Origin of the sequence: Isoptericola sp. NPDC060185 (assembly GCF_042728595.1) — a bacterium.
Taxonomy (GTDB): Bacteria; Actinomycetota; Actinomycetes; order Actinomycetales; family Cellulomonadaceae; genus Isoptericola.
In genome coordinates, this window is record NZ_JBHWYY010000077.1 from 1 (window position 1) to 19,390 (window position 19,390).

The 19,390-nt window shown below is 74.3% G+C and carries 18 protein-coding genes and 1 tRNA gene; 7 read left to right on the plus strand and 12 right to left on the minus strand.

Annotated features, from left to right (window positions below):
* Nucleotides 1-52: 52 nt before the first annotated feature.
* The 5 genes from ACFWDO_RS17940 to ACFWDO_RS17960 form a co-directional block, all read right to left on the minus strand.
* Nucleotides 53-1,036, minus strand: coding sequence for a ribose-phosphate diphosphokinase (locus ACFWDO_RS17940; RefSeq protein WP_380321825.1), 984 nt, complete (start codon nt 1,034-1,036; stop codon nt 53-55).
* Complete coding sequence (gene glmU, locus ACFWDO_RS17945) at nt 1,033-2,661, minus strand: bifunctional UDP-N-acetylglucosamine diphosphorylase/glucosamine-1-phosphate N-acetyltransferase GlmU (protein WP_380321822.1); 1,629 nt, start codon at nt 2,659-2,661, stop codon at nt 1,033-1,035. The genes ACFWDO_RS17940 and glmU overlap by 4 nt, the downstream gene beginning before the upstream one ends.
* 145 nt (nt 2,662-2,806) lie before the next feature.
* A tRNA-Gln gene (locus ACFWDO_RS17950) sits at nt 2,807-2,878 on the minus strand.
* Nucleotides 2,879-3,028: 150 nt separating this feature from the next.
* Nucleotides 3,029-4,273 (minus strand): sensor histidine kinase, encoded by a 1,245-nt coding sequence (locus ACFWDO_RS17955; RefSeq protein ID WP_380321819.1) that lies wholly within the window; start codon nt 4,271-4,273, stop codon nt 3,029-3,031.
* Entirely contained in the window at nt 4,270-4,968 is a 699-nt protein-coding gene (locus ACFWDO_RS17960) for a response regulator transcription factor (RefSeq protein ID WP_380321816.1), read from the minus strand. The genes ACFWDO_RS17955 and ACFWDO_RS17960 overlap by 4 nt, the downstream gene beginning before the upstream one ends.
* A 131-nt stretch (nt 4,969-5,099) precedes the next feature.
* Between ACFWDO_RS17960 and ACFWDO_RS17965 the strand changes: the two genes are divergently transcribed.
* The 3 genes from ACFWDO_RS17965 to ACFWDO_RS17975 are packed head-to-tail and all read left to right on the plus strand — an operon-like array spanning nt 5,100 to nt 6,731.
* Nucleotides 5,100-5,591 carry a DM13 domain-containing protein gene (locus tag ACFWDO_RS17965; protein ID WP_380321813.1) on the plus strand — a complete coding sequence of 164 codons (492 nt, stop codon included), beginning with the start codon at nt 5,100-5,102 and terminating at the stop codon, nt 5,589-5,591.
* Nucleotides 5,588-6,082: a hypothetical protein gene (locus tag ACFWDO_RS17970; protein ID WP_380321810.1), complete on the plus strand. Its 495-nt coding sequence runs from the start codon at nt 5,588-5,590 to the stop codon at nt 6,080-6,082. Before ACFWDO_RS17965 ends, ACFWDO_RS17970 begins: the two co-directional genes overlap by 4 nt.
* Before the next feature lie 49 nt (nt 6,083-6,131).
* Nucleotides 6,132-6,731 (plus strand): TetR/AcrR family transcriptional regulator, encoded by a 600-nt coding sequence (locus ACFWDO_RS17975; RefSeq protein WP_380321828.1) that lies wholly within the window; start codon nt 6,132-6,134, stop codon nt 6,729-6,731.
* Between the two features lie 69 nt (nt 6,732-6,800).
* Here ACFWDO_RS17975 and fdhA read toward each other — a convergent pair whose 3' ends face one another.
* Complete coding sequence (fdhA, locus tag ACFWDO_RS17980) at nt 6,801-8,021, minus strand: formaldehyde dehydrogenase, glutathione-independent (protein ID WP_380321807.1); 1,221 nt, start codon at nt 8,019-8,021, stop codon at nt 6,801-6,803.
* Between the two features lie 142 nt (nt 8,022-8,163).
* Here fdhA and fdhD point away from each other — a divergent pair, with 142 nt between their 5' ends.
* From fdhD to ACFWDO_RS18000, 4 genes are all read left to right on the plus strand, one after another.
* On the plus strand, nt 8,164-9,057 hold the full coding sequence (gene fdhD / locus ACFWDO_RS17985) for a formate dehydrogenase accessory sulfurtransferase FdhD (protein ID WP_380321804.1): 894 nt from the start codon (nt 8,164-8,166) through the stop codon (nt 9,055-9,057).
* Nucleotides 9,054-11,372 (plus strand): FdhF/YdeP family oxidoreductase, encoded by a 2,319-nt coding sequence (locus tag ACFWDO_RS17990; protein ID WP_380321801.1) that lies wholly within the window; start codon nt 9,054-9,056, stop codon nt 11,370-11,372. Before fdhD ends, ACFWDO_RS17990 begins: the two co-directional genes overlap by 4 nt.
* Before the next feature lie 209 nt (nt 11,373-11,581).
* Nucleotides 11,582-12,085 carry a MarR family winged helix-turn-helix transcriptional regulator gene (locus ACFWDO_RS17995; protein ID WP_380321798.1) on the plus strand — a complete coding sequence of 168 codons (504 nt, stop codon included), beginning with the start codon at nt 11,582-11,584 and terminating at the stop codon, nt 12,083-12,085.
* A gap of 33 nt (nt 12,086-12,118) precedes the next feature.
* Nucleotides 12,119-13,360 (plus strand): CynX/NimT family MFS transporter, encoded by a 1,242-nt coding sequence (locus ACFWDO_RS18000; protein WP_380321795.1) that lies wholly within the window; start codon nt 12,119-12,121, stop codon nt 13,358-13,360.
* Here ACFWDO_RS18000 and ACFWDO_RS18005 read toward each other — a convergent pair.
* The 6 genes from ACFWDO_RS18005 to ACFWDO_RS18030 are packed head-to-tail and all read right to left on the minus strand — an operon-like array spanning nt 13,317 to nt 19,223.
* The gene (locus ACFWDO_RS18005; protein WP_380321792.1) at nt 13,317-14,135 is read right to left on the minus strand and encodes a serine hydrolase; all 819 of its coding nucleotides are present in this window, start codon (nt 14,133-14,135) and stop codon (nt 13,317-13,319) included. The genes ACFWDO_RS18000 and ACFWDO_RS18005 overlap by 44 nt on opposite strands.
* Entirely contained in the window at nt 14,135-14,959 is an 825-nt protein-coding gene (locus ACFWDO_RS18010) for a type 1 glutamine amidotransferase (RefSeq protein WP_380321789.1), read from the minus strand. Before ACFWDO_RS18010 ends, ACFWDO_RS18005 begins: the two co-directional genes overlap by 1 nt.
* Before the next feature lie 3 nt (nt 14,960-14,962).
* Complete coding sequence (locus ACFWDO_RS18015) at nt 14,963-16,273, minus strand: ABC transporter ATP-binding protein (RefSeq protein WP_380321786.1); 1,311 nt, start codon at nt 16,271-16,273, stop codon at nt 14,963-14,965.
* Nucleotides 16,266-17,324, minus strand: coding sequence for an ABC transporter ATP-binding protein (locus tag ACFWDO_RS18020; RefSeq protein WP_380321783.1), 1,059 nt, complete (start codon nt 17,322-17,324; stop codon nt 16,266-16,268). The genes ACFWDO_RS18015 and ACFWDO_RS18020 overlap by 8 nt, the downstream gene beginning before the upstream one ends.
* A gap of 5 nt (nt 17,325-17,329) precedes the next feature.
* The gene (locus tag ACFWDO_RS18025; protein WP_380321780.1) at nt 17,330-18,262 is read right to left on the minus strand and encodes an ABC transporter permease; all 933 of its coding nucleotides are present in this window, start codon (nt 18,260-18,262) and stop codon (nt 17,330-17,332) included.
* Complete coding sequence (locus ACFWDO_RS18030; protein WP_380321776.1) at nt 18,255-19,223, minus strand: ABC transporter permease; 969 nt, start codon at nt 19,221-19,223, stop codon at nt 18,255-18,257. The genes ACFWDO_RS18025 and ACFWDO_RS18030 overlap by 8 nt, the downstream gene beginning before the upstream one ends.
* Nucleotides 19,224-19,390 lie beyond the last annotated feature (167 nt).

Sequence of the window (19,390 nt, forward strand, 5' to 3'; positions counted from 1 at the left end):
GGGCACGACGATGACCGTCGTGCCCCGCGCTCCGCGGGAGGGGGAGGTCCTGTCAGGCGTTGCCGTCGAACAGGCTCGTCACGGAGCCGTCGTCGAAGACCTCGCGGATCGCGCGCGCGACGAGCGGCGCGATGGACAGCACGGTGAGCTTCTCGAACCGCTTGTCGGCCGAGATCGGCAGCGTGTCGGTGACGACCACCTCGGCGGCGCCGCACTCCTGCAGGCGCTGCGCGGCCGGGTCGGACAGCACGCCGTGCGTCGCGGCGACGGTCACGGACCGGGCGCCGGCCTCCATGACCACCTTGACGGCCTCGGCGATGGTGCCGCCGGTGTCGATGAGGTCGTCGACGAGCACGCAGTCGCGGCCCTCGACCTCGCCGACGACGCGGTTCGCGACGGCCTGGTTCGGGCGCGTGACGTCGCGCGTCTTGTGCACGAAGGCGAGCGGGCAGCCGCCCAGCTTGGCCGCCCACTGCTCGGCGACGCGGATGCGGCCGGCGTCCGGCGACACCACGGCCACGTTGGACAGGTCCACGCGGGTGCGGACGTAGTCGACGAGGACGGGCATGGCCCACAGGTGGTCCACCGGGCCGTCGAAGAAGCCCTGGATCTGCGGCGTGTGCAGGTCGACGCTCAGGATGCGGTCGGCGCCCGCGGTCTTGAGCATGTCGGCGACGAGGCGGGCCGAGATCGGCTCGCGCCCGCGGCTCTTCTTGTCCTGGCGGGCGTAGGCGTAGAAGGGCGCCACGACCGTCACGGAGCGGGCGGACCCGCGCTTCGCGGCGTCCACCATGAGCAGCTGCTCCATGAGCCACTGGTTCACCGGGGCGGTGTGGCTCTGCAGCAGGAAGATGTCGGTGCCGCGGACCGACTCGCTGAAGCGCACGTACGTCTCGCTGTTCGCGAAGTCGTACGCCGAGACCGGGAGCAGCTCGATCCCGAGCTCCTTGGCCACGGCCTCCGCGAGCTCCGGGTGCGCCCGTCCGGAGGCGAGGACCAGGGTGCGCTCTCCGGTTCCGGGGATGAAGTTGTTCATCGCTGCGTGCTTCCTTCGGTCGGGTCGGAACTGTCGACGGCGGGGCTGGTGGGGGCCGGGGCGGCCTGGTCGGGGGCGGGCACCACGGGGATGGCGCCGGTGAGGGCATTGTGCGCGGCGAGCTGCTCCTGCGCCTGCGCACCGAGCTGCCCGGCCGACGCCCCGGTGCGGGCGCGCGCGGCGGCCGCGGCGGCCGGCGTCTCGGGCCAGCGCCGCTCGACCCAGCCCTCGACGTTGCGCTGCTGGGCGCGCGCGACGCCGAGCGCGCCGGCGGGCACGTCCTTGATGATCACCGAGCCGGCGGCGGTGTAGGCGCCGTCGCCCACCGTCACCGGGGCGACGAACATCGTGTCGGCGCCCGTCTTGGCGTACGAGCCGATCGTCGTGCGGTGCTTCTTCTGGCCGTCGTAGTTCACGGTGACGGCGGCGGCCCCGATGTTGGTGTGCTCGCCGATCGTCGTGTCGCCGATGTACGACAGGTGCGGCACCTTCGACCCCTCGCCGATCTGGGAGTTCTTCGTCTCGACGAACGTGCCGATCTTGCCCTTCGTGCCCAGCTCGGTACCGGGTCGCAGGTAGGCGAACGGGCCCACGGACGCGTTCTCGCCGATGACGGACAGCGACCCGTGCGTGCGCACGACCGTCGCGCCCGGCCCCACCTCCACGTCGGTCAGCGTGGTGTCGGGGCCGATCGTCGCGCCGGTCTCGACCTTCGTGGCCCCGTGCAGCTGCGTGCCGGGCAGCAGCGTCACGTCCGGCGCAAGCTCGACGTCCACGTCCACCCAGGTGGACGCGGGGTCGACGACGGTGACGCCGGCCTGCATCCACTCGGTGAGCACGCGGCGGTTGAGCTCGGCGCCGAGGGCGGCGAGCTGGACGCGGTCGTTGACGCCCTCGACCAGCATCGGGTCGTCGCTGAGCACGGCGCGCACGGCCCCGCCCTCGGCCCGCGCGGACGCGACGACGTCGGTGAGGTAGACCTCGCCCTGCGCGTTGTCCGTGCCGAGCCCGGCCAGGCCGCCCCGCAGCACCGCGGCGTCGAAGACGAAGACGGAGCTGTTGATCTCGCGGATCTCGCGCTGCTCGGGCGTCGCGTCCTTGTGCTCCACGATCGCCAGCACGTCGCCCGAGCCGGGCTCGCGCACGATGCGGCCGTAGCCGGTGGCGTCGGCGACCTCGGTCGTGAGGATGGTGACGGCGTTGCCGTCCGCGTGGTGCGCCGCGAGGAGCTGCCCCAGCGTGGCGCCGTCGAGCAGCGGGATGTCGCTGGCCAGGACGACGACGGACCCGGCCAGGCCGTCGCCCAGCGGGTGGTCCCCACCGTTCGCGTGGTCGTCGTGCAGGTCGTCGGCGTGCGCCAGCGCGGCCGCGCGGCCCGCGTGGGCGCGGGCGTCGAGGACATCGAGGGCGCACTGGACGGCGCGGCCGGTGCCGTAGATCTCGTCCTGGTCGACGACGAGCGCCGCGGGGTCGGCGGCGAGCGCGGCCCCTGCGACCAGCTCCCGCTCGTGCCGCACGACGACGGCCACCTGTTCCGGGTCGAGCTCGCGCGCCGCAGCGAGCGCGTGGCCGAGCAGTGTGCGCCCGCCGATGCTGTGCAGCATCTTCGGTGTCGCGGACTTCATGCGTGTCCCCTGCCCCGCGGCGAGGACGACCACGGCCGCTGGTCTCGGGGTGGAGGGTGCCTCGGTCGAACCTGCGGCGGTCGAGCCTGTCGAGACCACGAGTGCTCCGTCTCTCTCGGGGTGTGCTTCGTCGGTGGTGCACGCGCTCCGCCCCCAGGACTCGAACCTGGACCAAAGGCACCAAAAACCTCTGTGCTGCCGATTACACCAAGGCGGATCGGGCCCCGGGCCGGTGCACGCGGGAGGCGCGGCACCGTCGGGCGTCCGTCCTCAGTCTGCCAGGTCCGCAGGACCGCCCTCGCCGCTCGCCCGGCTCTCCGGCGACCCGATGCCGTGGCGCGCGCCACATCCCGCGGCCGCCCCCGCGTCAGCGCGGCGTCGCCCCCGCGCCGTCCGGACCGCCGCCCGGACCACCGTCGCGGCCGCCGTCGCGGCCGTCGTCGGGGGCGTCGTCGGGGGCGCGCGGGAGCGTCAGCGCGAGCTCGAACCCGTCGGCGACGTGCGCCGCGGTGACGGACCCGCCGTGGGCCTCGACGATGCCCCGCACGATGGCGAGCCCGAGCCCCGCGCCGTGCCCCGCGCCCACGGCCTCGTCGGTGGTGCGGGCCGCGCTGGCGCGCCACCCGACGTCGAACAGGTGGCCCAGGTCCGCGGCGTCCACGCCGCTGCCGTGGTCGAGCACGCTGAGCACCAGGTGCTCGTCGTCGCTGACGTGGGCGGAGACCACGACGTCGCTGCCCGCCGGCGCGTGGCGCACCGCGTTGGCGAGCAGGTTCCCGACCGCCCGGGTCAGCTCGCGCGGGTCCGCCCACAGCAGGTGGCCCTCGATGCCGGCCTGGACCACGCGCACGCCCCGGCCCTCCGCGGCGGGCTGGACGTCGACCACGGCGTCGGAGACGACGTCGAGCAGGACGACGAGCTCGCGCTGCAGCCGCAGCGTCCCGCTCTGCAGGGTGGAGAGCTCGAACAGGTCGTCGACCATCGCCGTCAGCGTGTCGACCCTCGACCGGATGGCCCGCACGTACTCGTCCGGGTCGGGCGCGACGCCGTCGTCCAGCGCCTCCGTCATCGCGCGGATGCCGGCGAGCGGCGTGCGCAGGTCGTGGGAGATCCAGGCGAAGAACTGCCGGCGCGCGGCATCGAGGTTGTCGATCTCGGCGCGCGCCGCGGCCAGGCGGGTCGAGGTGTCCACGAGCCGGGCGTGCAGCTCGTCGAACTCCCGCCAGCCCGCCGGCGCGGGTTCCAGGACCGCGCCGTCGGCGATCCGCCGGGCGGACTCGGTCAGCGTCCCCACGGACCGGCGCACCGCGCGCGCGGTCGTGAGCCACGCGGCGACGAGGCTCAGCACCGTCGACACGACCACCACCGTGCTCAGCACGACGAGGTCGTGCGCGGAGATGAACATCTCGACCATCACCGCGACCACCGACGCGACGATCGACGCGACCGCCGCGCCGATCACCACCGCGAACTGCGAGGCGACCGACCCGCGTCGGTTCCAGCGCAGCACCAGGAGCGCCACGGCCGTCACCACCACGGTGCACGCCGCCGTCGTCAGGACGATGAGGCCGACGTCCGCGGGCCCGAGCATGCCGTCGAAGACGCCGCTCATCGAGCCTCCCCCCGCGGGGTGAACCGGTAGCCCACGCCCCACTCGGTGCGCAGGTAGACCGGGTAGCGGGGCTCCGGCTCGATCTTCTCCCGCAGGCGCCGCACGTGGACGGTGACGGTCGACGCGTCCCCGAAGCTCCAGCCCCACACCTCGCCCAGGAGGGCGTCGCGGGCGAGCACCTCGTCGGGGTGCTGCACGCAGTACAGGAGCAGCTCGTACTCCCGCGTGGTCAGCGCCACCTCGTCCCCACCCCGCCACACCCGGCGGTGCCCGGGGTCCACCCGGAAGTCCCCGACGGCGAACACGGCCGCCGGCGACGCCGGCGCGCGCCGCCGCAGCTGCGCGTCCACCCGCAGCCGCAGCTCCTTGAGGGCGAACGGCTTGGTGACGTAGTCGTCGGCGCCGCGCTCCAGCCCGGCGATCCGCTGCTCGACGGCGCCCAGCGCGGTGAGCATGATGACCGGCAGGTCGGACACCCGGCGCACGTCCCGGCACAGGTCGTCCCCCGTCACCCCCGGCAGCATCCGGTCCACGACCAGCACGTCCGGGAGGTCGGCGCGCAGCGCGTCGCGCGCCGCCGTGCCGTCGCTGTACAGGGCGACGTCGTACCCGCCCGCGCGCAGGTAGTCGCCCACGACGGTGCGCACCGTCGCGTCGTCCTCCACGACCATCACCCGCGGCCTGCTGCTGCCCATGCACAGCACGGTACGCAGTCGCGGCCCGGGGCCCGGTGGTCCTTACGGAACTGCAAGACCGCCCGCCCGGGTGCCGGCGCGGTGGTTGCCTCGTCGTCGTACCCACCCCCGAGACGAACAGGACACCCCTCATGCGTGCGAAGGCACTCGCCACCACCGGGCTCGTCGCCCTGGCCCTGACCCTCACCGCCTGCGGCGCCGACGACGCCGGATCCGGCGACGCCATGACCCCCGACGCCACCCGGTCCATGCAGTCCGACGACATGGCCTCCGACGACATGGCGACCGACGACATGTCGTCCGCGGACCCCATGGCCCAGCACGGCACGTTCGCCGGCATGAACGGCAAGGCGGTCGAGGGCATGGTCATGATCGAGGGCGACACCGTGACCCTGTCCGGCTTCTCCTCCGACGAGGGGCCCGACCTGCACCTGTACCTCGCGAAGGGCACCGACGAGGCCGCCGTCTCCGCGGGCACCGAGCTGGGGGAGGTCGCCTTCGACGAGGCCTCCCAGACGTTCACGCTCGACGGCCTCGAGGGCATGGACCCCGCGGACTTCACGGACGTCGTCGTGCACTGCGACAAGGCGAAGGCCGTGTTCGGCGCGGCCACGCTGATGTGACGGCCGCCGTGCCCCGCGACGCGACCACCACCTCCGCGCGCGTCGCCCCGGCCCTCGCCGGGGCGGCCCGCGTGGCCCTCGGCGCGCTGTGGCTGCACGAGGGCTTCGTGAAGTACCGCGCCGGCTTCGGGGCCGCCGACATCGGGCTCGTCGTCGACGGCGCGGCGTCCAACCCCCGCGTCCCGGGCTTCTTCCAGGCCTTCGCGGACGCGGTGCTGGGCTCGGCTCCCGGGCTGTTCGGCGCGGCGATGCCGCTGCTCGAGACGGTGCTGGGCGCGGCCCTGCTCCTCGGGGTGCTCGCGCGGTCCGCGGCGGGCGTGTCCGTCGTCGTCCTCGCCTCGTACTGGCTCGCCGACCTGCTGGTCTGGCAGTACCCCGTGATGGTGCTGCTGTCCGCCATGGTGCTGGCGTTCCCGGCGGCCGCCTCCGCGTGGTCGCTGCCGTCGCTGCGCACCGTCCTCGCGTCCCGGCGGCGCGCCCAGGCACAATGACCCCATGCCCACCGACTCCCGAGCGCCCAAGCGTCCGCCGCGCGCACGGATGACGGCGAGCCAGCGGCGCGAGCAGCTGCTCGAGGTCAGCCGCGGCCTGTTCGCCGAGAAGGGGTTCGACGGCACCAGCGTCGAGGAGATCGCCGCCCGCGCGGAGGTGTCCAAGCCCGTCGTCTACGAGCACTTCGGCGGCAAGGAGGGCATCTACGCCGTTGTCGTCGACCGCGAGGTGCGCGCCCTCACCGACGCGCTGACCGGCGCGCTGGAGGAGGGCGGGCACCCCAAGGTGCTGGTGGAGCGGACGGCGCTGGCCCTGCTCGGGTACATCGAGGCGTCGGAGGACGGCTTCCGCATCCTCGTGCGCGACTCCCCCGTGGCCCAGGCCACCGGCACGTTCTCGTCGCTCATCGGCGACGTCGCGACGCTGGTCGAGCACATCCTCGGCGACCAGTTCAAGGCCAACGGCCTGGACCCGAAGGCGGCGCCCCTGTACGCGCAGATGCTCGTCGGGATGGTCGCCCTCACGGGCCAGTACTGGCTGGACGCGCGCAGCCCGAAGAAGGCCGAGGTGGCCGCGCACCTGGTCAACCTCGCCTGGAACGGCCTGTCCGGGATGGAGCGCAAGCCTCAGCTGACGAAGTCCCGCTGACCCCCGACCTGTCAGGACCACGCGCAGGTTGCGGTGCACGTGGCCCTGACAGCTCCCGGGCCCGACCGGTCACTTGCCGTCGAGGTAGCCGTTCGCGTTGATGACGTACTTGGTCGCGGCGCCTGCGTCGAACTCGGCGTACCCCTGCGGGGCCTGGTCGAGCGTGATGGCCTTCGCGTTGACGTTCTTCGCGATCTGCACGCGGTCGTGCAGGATCGCCTGCATCAGCCCCCGGTGGTACTTCATCACCGGGCACTGGCCGGTGGTGAACGCCAGCGACTTGGCCCACCCCGTCCCGAGGCTGAGGGACAGCGCGCCCTTCTGCGCGGCCTCGTCGATCCCGCCCGGGTCGCCCGTGACGTACAGCCCCGGGATGCCCAGCGCGCCGCCCGCCGCCGTGAGGTCCATGAGGTCGTTGAGGACGGTCGCCGGTGCCTCCTTCGCCCCGGCGCCGTGCCCCTTGGCCTCGAAGCCGACGGCGTCGATGCCGCAGTCCACCTCGGGCACGCCGAGGATCTGCTCGATCTGCTCGGCCGGCCCGCCCTTGGTGAGGTCAACGGCCTCGCAGCCGAACGACCGCGCCTGCGCCAGCCGGCCGGAGTTCATGTCGCCGACGATGACGACCGCCGCCCCGAGCAGCAGCGCGCCCGTCGCGGCGGCGAGCCCCACCGGCCCGGCCCCCGCGACGTACACGGTGGAGCCGACCTCCACGCCCGCGGTCACCGCCCCGTGGAAGCCGGTCGGGAAGATGTCGGACAGCATCGTCAGGTCCATGATCTTCTCGAGCGCCTGGTCGCGGTCCGGGAACCGCAGCACGTTCCAGTCCGCGTACGGCACCAGCACGTAGTTCGCCTGCCCGCCGACCCAGCCGCCCATGTCGACGTACCCGTACGCGCTGCCCGGGCGGTCCGGGTTCACGTTCAGGCAGATGCCGGTCTTGCGCTCCTTGCAGTTCTTGCAGCGCCCGCACGCGATGTTGAACGGCACGGAGACGATGTCGCCCACCTTGACGAACTCGACGTCCGGCCCCGTCTCCACCACCTCGCCGGTGATCTCGTGCCCCAGCACGAGGTCCTTCGGGGCGGTCGTGCGCCCCCGGACCATGTGCTGGTCCGAACCGCAGATGTTCGTCGCGACGGTCTTGACGATCACGCCGTGCGGCACCTTGCGGCCGACGTTCGCCGGGTTCACCCCGGGGCCGTCCTTGAGCTCGAACGTCGGGTAGTCGATGTCGATGACCTCGACCTCGCCCGGCCCCTTGTACGCGACCGCGCGGTTGGTGTCTGCCATGGTGCTCCTCCTTGAACACGCCCGGCCCGGTCTGAGCCGGTCCCCCGACCGTAGGCCCGGTCGGGTGGTCTCGGCAGGTCGGGCCGGTTCGTCGGGCGGGCTGCCGTTGTGCCCGGCCCCCGGGTCTGCTAGGCCTGCGGGTATGACCCGCGTCACCGTCCGACGCCGCGTCAGGCGCGTCACCATCGGCGGGCGCACCGCGCGCCGCGAGGACCTGCTCGCCGGCGAGGAGCCCCTGGAGATCCGCGTGGGCGGTCGGTCGCTGGCGGTCACGATGCGCACGCCCGGCCACGACGTCGAGCTCGCGACCGGCTTCCTCGTCTCCGAGGGCGTGGTGACCGACGGGGCGCAGGTCGCGGGGGCGCGGTACTGCGCGCCCGGCCCGGCGGAACCGGGCGAGAACACCTACAACGTGCTCGACGTCGCGCTCGCCGCGGGCGTCGCCCCGCCGGACCCGGCGCTGGCCCGGGAGTTCTTCACCTCCAGCGCGTGCGGGCTGTGCGGGAAGGCGTCGATCGACGCCGTGTTCACGCGCAGCGCCTTCGACGTCGCCGGCGACCCGGTGCGCGTGGACGCCGCGCTGCTCGCCGCCCTGCCCGACCGACTGCGGGCCGCGCAGGACGTGTTCGCCCGGACCGGCGGACTGCACGCCGCGGGCCTGTTCGACGCCGCGACCGGCGAGGCCCTCGTCGTGCGGGAGGACGTGGGCCGGCACAACGCCGTCGACAAGGTGGTCGGGTGGGCGGCCGCCGCCGGGCGCCTGCCGCTGCGCGGCACCGTGCTCGTCGTGTCCGGGCGCGCCAGCTTCGAGCTGACGCAGAAGGCGGTCATGGCGGGCGTGCCGGTGCTCGCGGCGGTCTCCGCGCCGTCGTCCCTCGCGGCCGAGCTGGCCGACGAGGCCGGCCTGACGCTCGTGGGGTTCGTGCGCGACCCCACGCTCGTCGTCTACGCCGGCGAGCACCGGGTGGTCGAGACGCACGAGGACGCCGCGCACCAGGACCAGAGACGCCGGCACCGGAGAGGGGACGCGGCATGACCACGCAGCAGCCCGAGGAGGTCCGGGACGACGGCGAGCCCGTGGGGCCGCAGCCCCGCGAGACGAGGCCCCCGAAGGACTGGGCGGCCGGCGTGCCCGGCATCGTGCACGCCCTCGTCCCGGCGGTGCGCGGGATGGGCGCGAGCCGCACGGCGAAGCTGCTGCTGTCGATGAACCACAAGGACGGCTTCGACTGCATGAGCTGCGCCTGGCCCGACCCGGACCGGCGCAAGCCCGCCGAGTTCTGCGAGAACGGCGCCAAGGCGGTCACGTGGGAGGCGACGCCGCTCGTCGTCGAGCCGGAGTTCTGGGCCGAGCACCCCGTCTCCGACCTGCGCACCCGCACCGAGCACTGGCTGGGGCAGCAGGGCCGGCTGGTGGAGCCCGTGCACAAGGCCGCCGACTCCGACCACTACGTGCCGGTGTCGTGGGACGAGGCGTTCGCGATCCTCGGCGACCGCCTCGGCGGACTCGAGGACCCCGACCAGGCGTCGTTCTACACGAGCGGGCGCACCTCCAACGAGGCCGCGTTCGCCTACCAGCTCTTCGTGCGCGCCTTCGGCACGAACAACCTGCCCGACTGCTCCAACATGTGCCACGAGTCCACGGGTGCCGCGCTGGGCGAGACGATCGGCGTCGGGAAGGCGACGATCACCTACGACGACTTCGCCCTGGCCGACCTCATCGTGATCATGGGGCAGAACCCGGGCACCAACCACCCACGCATGCTCACCGCGCTGGAGGAGGCCAAGCGGAACGGCGCGAGCATCGTCGCCGTGAACCCGCTGCCCGAGGCCGGGCTCATGCGCTACAAGAACCCGCAGACCGCGCGGGGGCTGGCGGGGCGCGGCACCGGGCTCGCCGACCTTTTCCTGCAGATCCGGCTGGGCGGCGACATGGCGCTGCTGCAGGCGGTGTCGAAGCGGGTGCTGGAGGCCGAGGCCGCCGCGCCCGGCACGGTGCTGGACCACGCGTTCCTCGCCGAGCGGACGTCGGGGCTCGAGGAGCTGGCCGCGCACCTGGCGGACCTCGACGAGGCCGCCGTCCTCGCCGCGACCGGCCTCACGAGCCGCGAGATCGACGAGCTCGCCGACCGCTACGTGCGGGCGGACAACGTCATCGTCACGTGGGCGATGGGGCTCACGCAGCACGCCAAGGCGGTCCCCACCATCAAGGAGATCGTCAACCTGCTGCTCCTGCGCGGGAACATCGGCCGCCCGGGCGCGGGCGCGTCGCCCATCCGCGGGCACTCCAACGTGCAGGGCGACCGCACCATGGGCATCTGGGAGCAGATGCCGGACGGCTTCCTCGACGCGCTCGACGCCGAGTTCGGCCTCGAGGTCCCCCGCGCGCACGGGCTCGACGCCGTGGGCACCGTGGAGGCGATGGCGGACGGGCGGGTCAAGGCCCTCGTCGCGCTGGGCGGCAACCTGGTCGGCGCGATCTCGGACACCGTCGCGGCGGAGGAGGCAGTCTCGCGCACGGACCTCAGCGTGCAGATCTCCACCAAGCTGAACCGCTCGCACGCCGTCGTCGGGCGCGAGGCGCTGATCCTGCCCACCCTCGGGCGCACGGAGATCGACCGGCAGGCGTCGGGCGAGCAGTTCGTGTCGGTGGAGGACACGGTGTGCGCCGTGCACGCGTCGCGGGGGAAGGTCGACCCGGTGGCGCCCACCCTGCTGTCGGAGGTGTCGATCGTGACCCGCATGGCGCGCGCCGTCCTCGGCCGGCGCCCGGGCGGCCCCGGGCCCGTCGACTGGCTCGCCATGGAGCGCGACTACGACGTGATCCGCGAGCACGTCGCGCGGGTCGTGCCCGGCTGCGAGGGGTACAACGCGAAGATCCGCCGCGAGGGCGGGTTCCGGCTGCCGCACGCCCCGCGCGACTCGCGCACCTTCCCCACCCCCGACGCCCGCGCGCACCTGACCGTCAACGAGCTCGCGCCGGTGGAGTGCCCGCCGGGGCGGCTGCTGCTGCAGACCATCCGGTCCCACGACCAGTTCAACACCACCGTCTACCGCCGCGACGACCGCTACCGCGGCATCAAGGGCGGCCGCGCCGTCGTGCTCGTCAACCCCGAGGACCTCGCCGAGCTGGGCCTCGCGGACGGCGTCACCGTCGACGTGCACGGCGAGTACCACGACGGCGTCGACCGGGTGCTGCGCGGCCAGCGGGTCGTCGCCTACCCGACGGCGCGCGGGTGCGCCGCCGCCTACTTCCCGGAGGCGAACGTCCTCGTGCCCCTGGGCGCCACCGCCGAGACCAGCCGAACCCCTGTCTCCAAGGCCGTCGTCGTCCGCCTCGATCCCGTCTGACGCCGAGGTGGTCCGCATCCCCGCGAGGTAGTTCCAGCCCTGCTGAGGTAGTTCCAGCCCTGCCGAGGTAGTTCAGCTCCCCGCGAGGTAGTCCGGATCTGCGCGAGGTAGTGGTCCGGTCCACTACCTCGCGCAGATCCGGACAACTTCGGCACGAGATCACACGTGTCAAGATTCTTGACGTCGAGAGACCGGCGTAGTCTCGGCGCATGGATGTGGAGGCACGGTCCGACGAGGTCGACCGGATCGTCGACGCGTGGCGCCGCGAGCGCCCGGACCTGGACGTCGAGCCGCTGACGGTCTTCTCCCGGGTCAGCCGGCTGGCCCGGCACCTGGATCGCGCGCGCCGCGGCGCGTTCGCGCGGCACGACCTGGAGACGTGGGAGTTCGACGTCCTGTCCGCGCTGCGCCGCGCGGGCGAGCCGTACCGGCTGTCGCCCGGCGTGCTCGTGGCGCAGACGCTCGTCACCAGCGGCACCATGACCAACCGCATCGACCGCCTCGAGGGGCGCGGGCTGGTGGAGCGGCACCGCGCGCCGTCCGACCGGCGCGGCGTGCTCGTGCAGCTCACCGCCGCGGGGCGGCAGCGGGTGGACGCGGCGATGAGCGACCTGCTCGACGTCGAGGCCCGCGTCCTGGACGCGCTGCCCGCCGCGGTGCGCCCGCAGCTCGCCGCGCTGCTGCGCACCGTCGTCGCCCAGTTCGACGACTGACGCCGTGCCGACCAGCGATCCCGTGACCCCCCGGTGACCCGGCACCCCTCCCCCGCCGCCGGGCGCGACGACGGCGCCCGCACCGGGCTGCTGCTCGGTGCGCTGCTGCTGGTGGCGCTCAACCTGCGGGCCCCGATCACGTCGCTGCCGCCGGTGGTCGACCAGGTCGCGGCGGGGCTGGGGCTCACCTCGACCGGTGCGGGGCTGCTCACGTCCGTGCCGGTGCTGTGCTTCGCGCTGTGCACGCCGCTGGCGTCGGTGCTGGTGGCCCGCCTCGGCCCCGAGCTGGCGCTCGGCGCGGCGTTGGCGGGCATCCTCGCGGGCACCGTCGTGCGCTCGGCCGGGTCGGTGCCCGCCGCGCTCGTGGGCACGGCCGTGCTGGGCATCGCCATCTCGATCGGCAACGTGGCCGTGCCGGTGGTCATCACGCGGGACTTCCGGCGCCGGGCCGCGGCCGTGACCGGCGCGTACAGCGCGATGATGAACCTCGGCTCCACGTTCACCACCATGCTGACGGTGCCGCTGGCCGTGGCGTTCGGCTGGCAGTGGGCGCTGGCCGGCTGGGGCGTGCTGGCCGTGGCGGCGCTGGTCGCGTGGGTGCCGGCGGGCCGTGCCCTGGCCGCCCGCGGCGAGGCGGGGGTGCCGGCGTCGGCGCGCCGGTCCCGGCCGCCGTCCGCGCGGGCGGAGCTCACGGCCCTCGCCCCCGGCGCCCGGCGCGACGTGCGGCGGCTCGTCGTGCTGCTGTCGGTCGCGTTCGCGGGGCAGGCGAGCGGGTACTACGCGGTCACGGCGTGGCTGCCGGAGATCCTGCACGACCGGCTCGGCATGACGGCGGCCGGCGCGGGCGGGGCGGCCGCGCCGTTCCAGCTCTGCGCGGTGGCGGGGTCGTTCCTCGTCCCGGCCGGCCTGGCGCGCGGGCTGTCCGCGCGGCAGGTGGCCGCCGTCCTGTCGGTGATGTGGCTGTCGCTGCCCGTGGGTCTGCTGCTCGCGCCCGACCTCTGGCTGCTGTGGGTCGGCCTCGCCGGCGCCGCGCAGGGCGGCAACTTCACGGCGATCTTCACGCTCGTCGCGCAGCGCAGCCCGGGCATCGCCGTGGCCCGGCGCGCGTCGGCGGTCGTGCAGACAGCGGGCTACGCGTGCGCCGCGCTCGCCCCCACCGCGCTCGGCGCCGTGCACGAGGCCACGGGCGCGTGGACGGCCCCGCTGCTGGTCGTCGCCGCGCTGCTGGCCGTCATGGCCGCGGCGATGTGGGTGGCGTCGGCCCGGCGAGCGTGACGGCCAGCGCCCCGAGCGCCTTGAGGGTCTCCTCCGCCTGCGCCTCGTCGTAGCCGCGCGTGCAGACGGCGACGACGAGGGCGCCCGGCCCGGGCTCGCCGACGAACGCGACGTCGTGCCGGATGCCGTCCACCCAGCCGGACTTCGACCCGCACGGCACGCCGTCGGGGACGGCCGCGGTGAGCTGCCGTTCCGTCTGGCGGGCCAGCAGCCCGAGCATCCACGCCGTCTGCTCGGGCCCCGCGAGGCGCCCGGTGACCACGGCGGACATCAGCGCGGCCAGGTCGCCGGCGGTCGTGCGGTGGGAGTCGCCGCGCGCCTCGGCGGCGAGGTCGCTGTACTTGCGCCCGACGACGCTGCGGGTGGCGCCCGCGTCGGCCAGCGCCCGGTTCGCGGCGTCGAGGCCCACGAGCTCGATGACGATGTTGGTGGCCTCGTTGGACGACACGACGATCATCCGGTCGACCACCTGGCCCACCGGCACGAGGGTGCCGGGCGCGGGCATCCCGGGGTCGAGGTCGTCCGGCTCGATGCGGTAGTCCGGGGCGCCGGGCACCTGCGAGCGGAACGTGTCGGTGCTGGCCACCTCCTGCTCCACCGTCAGGGCCCCGTCCTCCAGCGCCCGCGCGGCGGCGACCAGCACGGCGAGCTTGACGGTGGACGCGGCGTAGAACGGCGCGTCGGCGTCGCGCTCGGCGAGCACCTCGCCGCCCGCGCGCCGCACCTGGTACGCGACGACGGGGACGCCGTCGGAGTGCGTGCCCGTGGAGACCATCACCGCACCCCCGCCTCGTTGTGAGCGGGATCTTGGCCCCGTTCCCCGGCGTGTCGAGGGCGTGTCTCCCGCCCACAACGGTCGCGGACGACGGCGGCGAAGGCGGCGGACAGCGCCCGCGCCTGCCGCTCGTTCTCGGGCGCCCGCTCCAGGCCCGCGGCGAGCAGCTCGTCCCGGTCGAAGCCGAGCGCGGCCAGCTCGTCGGCGTCCCACGACCCGATGCGCTCGGGCGCGGCCTCCGGGTGGAACTGCAGGCCCCACGCCACGTCGCCCACGCGGAACGCCTGGACCCCGCACGCGTCGCTCGTCGCGAGGTGCACGGCCTCGGGCGGGAGCCCCGTGATCGAGTCCACGTGGCTCTCGATCATCCGCACCTCGCCGCCGTCGGCCAGCGCGCCGAGGGGTCCGAGCAGCGCGTCGTCGGCCGCGTCGTCGAGGAGGCGCACGGGGCACAGCCCCTTCTCCGTCTCCCCCGACCGGCCCGTGACGGTGCCGCCCGTGACGTGCGCGAGGACCTGCCCGCCGAGGCAGATGCCCAGCACCGGCACGCCGGCCGCCAGCGCCTCGGCCACGAGCGCCCGCTCGTGCGGCAGCCACGGCGCGCGCTCGTCCTCGTCGGGCAGCAGCCCGCCGCCCAGCAGCACGAGGCCGTGCACGGCGCCGTCGGCATCGGTGCCGCGGAGCGTCGGGACCTGCTCCGCAAGGTCCGCGCCCTGCACGACGACGGCGGCGGCGCCGTCCTCCTCCAGCCAGGCGGGCAGGCGCCCCGGCCCGCTGTGCGGGGAGTTCTGGACGAGGACGACGGTCGGTCGGCGGTCTGGCACGGGTCAGCGCTCCTTGCTCTCGAGGACGGGGCTGTCGGGCGCGGTCTCGGGGACTGTCTCGGCCGCCCGGGGGCGGACGACGGCGCGGGCGGTGTCGGGGTCGAGCGTCGCCTCGGGGTCGATGTCGGCGTTCGCGTCGGCGTCGGGATCGGCGTCCGCGTCGGGCGTCTCCGCGGGCTCGGACTCGTCCGGCGCGGGCCGCCCGCCGAGCGCGGCGGCCTCCTGGGCGAAGTGGCACGCGGCCGCGTGCACCCCGGTCCCGGCGTCTCGTCGCCCGAGCGGCACCAGCACCGGGTCCTCGGTGCGGCACCGCTCGGGGACGGCCTCCGGCCCGTCGCCGCCCACGCCCTGCTCGGCGGCGAGCCGGCGGGCGAGCCAGCACCGCGTGTGGAAGCGGCAGCCGGACGGCGGGTCGGCGGGAGAGGGCGGGTCGCCCTCCAGCATCAGGTCGCCCTGCGCGGGCCGGGCCGTCGGGTCGGGCACCGGCACCGCCGACAGCAGAGCGCGCGTGTAGGGGTGGTGGGCGTCGCCGTACACGGCGGGGCCGTCGCCCTCCTCGACGACGCGGCCCAGGTACATCACCGCGACCTCGTCGGCGATGTGCTGCACGACGGCCAGGTCGTGCGCGATGAACAGGTACGACAGCCCCAGCTCGTCCTGCAGGTCCTCCAGCAGGTTGATGACCTGCCCCTGCACGGACACGTCGAGCGCCGAGACGGGCTCGTCGCACACGAGCACCCGGGGCTTGACGGCGAGCGCCCGCGCGATGCCGACGCGCTGGCGCTGCCCGCCGGAGAACTGGTGCGGGTAGCGGTGCATGTGGTCCGGGTCCAGGCCCACCAGCTCGAACAGCTCGGCGACGGCGCGCCGCCGGCCGCCGCGCGGGACGGCGTCGCGGTGGATGCGGAACGGCTCGGCCACGATCTCGCCCACGGACATGCGCGGGTTGAGCGACGTGTACGGGTCCTGGAACACCATCTGCACGGACCGGCGCAGCTCGCGGCGGGCCGCGCGCGACATCCGCGACACGTCCTCGCCGTCCACCAGCACCTGCCCGCGCGTCGGCTTCTCGATGCCGACCAGCACGCGCGCCAGCGTGGACTTGCCGGACCCGGACTCGCCCACCAGGCCCAGCGTGCGGCCGCGCCGCAGCGTGAGGGACACGCCGTCCACGGCCTGCACGTGGCCGGTGGTCCGCTTGATGACGACGCCCTGGCGCACCGGGTACGACTTGGCGAGGTCACGCACCTCGAGCACGACGTCGGAGGCGCCGGAGGGGGCGGCCGCGAGGGCCGCGGGGACGGGCTCAGGCACGGACGCCTCCCAGGAGCTCGGTGGCGAAGTGGCAGGCCGACGACCGCCCGGGGGCGACGTCGTCGAGGCGCGGCACGTCGGTGCGGCACACGTCGCGGGACATGTCGCAGCGCGGGTGGAACGGGCAGCCCGACGGGACGCGGCCGGGAGCGGGCGGGCGGCCCGGCACCACGGGCAGCCGGCCGCCGCCGGCACGGTCGCCGCCGGCGTCGAGGCGGGGCACCGAGCGCAGCAGCGCCCGCGTGTACGGGTGCGCGGGCGCGGCGTACAGGTCACGCACCGGCGCGTGCTCCACCGCACGCCCCGCGTACATCACGGTGACGTCGTCGGCGACGCCGGCCACGACGCCCAGGTCGTGCGTGATGAGCACCAGGCCCATCTGCCGCTCCGCCTGGATCTCCGCCAGCAGCCGCAGCACCTGCGCCTGCACGGTGACGTCGAGGGCCGTCGTCGGCTCGTCCGCGATGAGCACGTCCGGGTCGAGCGCGAGGGCCGACGCGATCATCACGCGCTGCCGCATGCCGCCCGAGAACTGGTGCGGGTACTCGTCCACGCGCTGCCCCGCGTTCGGCACCTTCACGAGGTCGAGCAGCTCGACCGCACGGCGGCGCGCGTCCCGCTTCGAGCTCCCCGTGCGGGCCCGCAGCGACTCCGCGAGCTGGTAGCCCACCGTGTGCACCGGGTTGAGGGCCGCGAGCGCGTCCTGGAACACCATCGCGACGTGCGTGCCGTTGTGCCCGCGGTGCTGCGTGGGGGACAGCCCCAGCAGGTCCGTGCCGCGGTACCGAGCCGCCCCGCGCACCACGCGCGCCGTCGGCGGCAGCAGGCCCATCACGGCCAGCGAGCTCACCGACTTGCCGCAGCCCGACTCCCCCACCAGGGCCAGGGTGCGGCCCGCCTCCACCCGGTAGCTGAGGCCGTCGACGGCGCGCACCGCCCCGTCGTCGGAGCGGAACTCGACCGCCAGGTCCTCCACCTCGAGCAGGGTCTCGCCCGCCTCGCGGGCGTCCGTCGTCGTGCCGTCCGTCGTGTGCGTGATGCTCTCCGTCATGTCGGTCACCGGAGCCTCGGGTCGAGGGCGTCGCGCAGCGCGTCACCGAGGACGACGAGCGCGAGCACCGTGAGGATCAGGCACCCGAGCGGGATGAGGAGCAGGTACGGGTACCCGCCGGTCACCCACTCCGCGCCGTTCGTGATCATGATCCCCCAGCTGATCGCCGGGGGCCGGACGCCGATCCCCAGGAACGCCAGCACCGCCTCCGCGCTGATCACCCCCGCGATCGCCGTCGGCACCAGCGCCGTCACCGGGCCGATCGCGTTCGGCAGCACGTGCCGCACCATGACCCGCAGGTCCGAGGCACCCAGCGCGCGCGCCGCCGTCACGTAGTCCAGGTTCTTCGCCTCCAGCACGCTCGCCCGCACGTATCTCGCGTACCCCATCCACCCGAACATCGTGAGGACGACCGCCGGCAGGAGGATGACGTCGAACGACCCGCCGCCCACGTTCACGTTCCGGAACAGGGACAGCAGCAGCAGCGCCGCCAGCAACAGCGGGATCACGAGGAACACCTCGATCGTGCGGGACACCACCGTGTCCACCCAGCCCAGGTAGTACCCCGCGAGCAGGCCGAGCACGACGCCGATGATCACGGACGCGCCCACCACGACGAACGCCAGCAGCAGCGACGGGCGGGCCCCGTGCACCAGCTGCGCCAGCATGTCGCAGCCGTGCACGTCGGTGCCCAGCGGGTGCTCGGCGCCCACGCCCTGCGGCCGGATCTTCGAGTCGCCGATGAGGCAGCGCTGCGGGTCCGTGCTGGTGAACAGCAGGGGGAACGCCGCCATCACGGCGAAGAAGACGACGACCAGCGCCGACACGATCACGTCGGGACGACGGCGCAGCCGGCGCCACGCGTCCCCGCCCAGCGACGCGGCGGCGTCCACCTTCGGCGCGTCGGGGGTCGCAGTAGCAGCAGTGGGCTCAGGCATAACGGATCCTCGGGTCCAGGGCGGCGTAGGCGACGTCGACCACCAGCATCACGACCACCGTCACCGCCGCGAGGATCGTCACCACGCCGAGGACGAGGGCGACGTCCGCGCCGCGGACCGCGCTCCACAGCACCCCGCCCATGCCGTAGATGTTCATCATCCCCTCGGTGATGACGGCGCCCGCGAGCGCCTCCGTGAAGGTCAGCCCCACCGCCGTCACCACCGGGACCGCCGAGTTGCGCATCACGTGGTGCACCACCACGTGCCGCTCGTTCAGCCCCCGCGAGCGCGCCGTGCGCACGTGGTCGCCCGCGTACGACTCCAGCTGGCTCGCCCGCACCAGGCGGATGAACGCCGCCGAGCCCGCCAGGCCCAGCAGGATGCCCGGCACCAGCAGCGTCGCCCACGGATGGTCGTCGTCGAACGACGGCCGGAACCACAGCGCCGGCAAGCTGCTCGCCCCGAACGTGTCCTTCGCCCACCCGTTCAGCGGCACCGCGAACACGTACCGGTACACCAGCAGCAGCACGAAGATCGGGAACGCGTCGATCAGCACCGACGTCAGCCGGATCCCGTGGTCCGACGCCCGGCCCCGCCAGCGCGCCGCCACCGTGCCCAGGCCCATGCCGAGCACGAACCACACGATCGTCACGACGAGGAACAGCTTCAGCGTGTTCGGCGCCGCCGTCGCCACGATGTCCGTGACCTCGCGGCCGCGCAGGTTCGTGCCGAAGTCACCCTGCGCGTACGAGCCCAGCCGCTCCACGAACGGGCCCAGGCACGGGTTGCCCGGCTGGTCGTAGCAGGGGTCGTCGAGGCCGTAGCGGGCCTCCACCGCCGCCAGCTGCGACTTCGTCGGCACGTGGTCGCCGAAGAACGCCAGCGCGGGATTGCCGTTGAGCTGGATCGCGAACGTCGTGAGCAGGTGCAGCACGAACATCACGAGCAGCAGGGTGGCCACGCCCAAGAGGGTGCGGCGGAGGATGTAGCGGCCCATTCACGTTCTCTCTGTTGCCTTGCGGTGGTGCGGCGTGTGTCGCGGGGTGCGGGTGTCGATGTCGCGAGGCGCGCCATCCGCCGCTCGTTCCTCGCGGCTCCCGCCAGGCCCGACCAGCCTCGCGACATCGA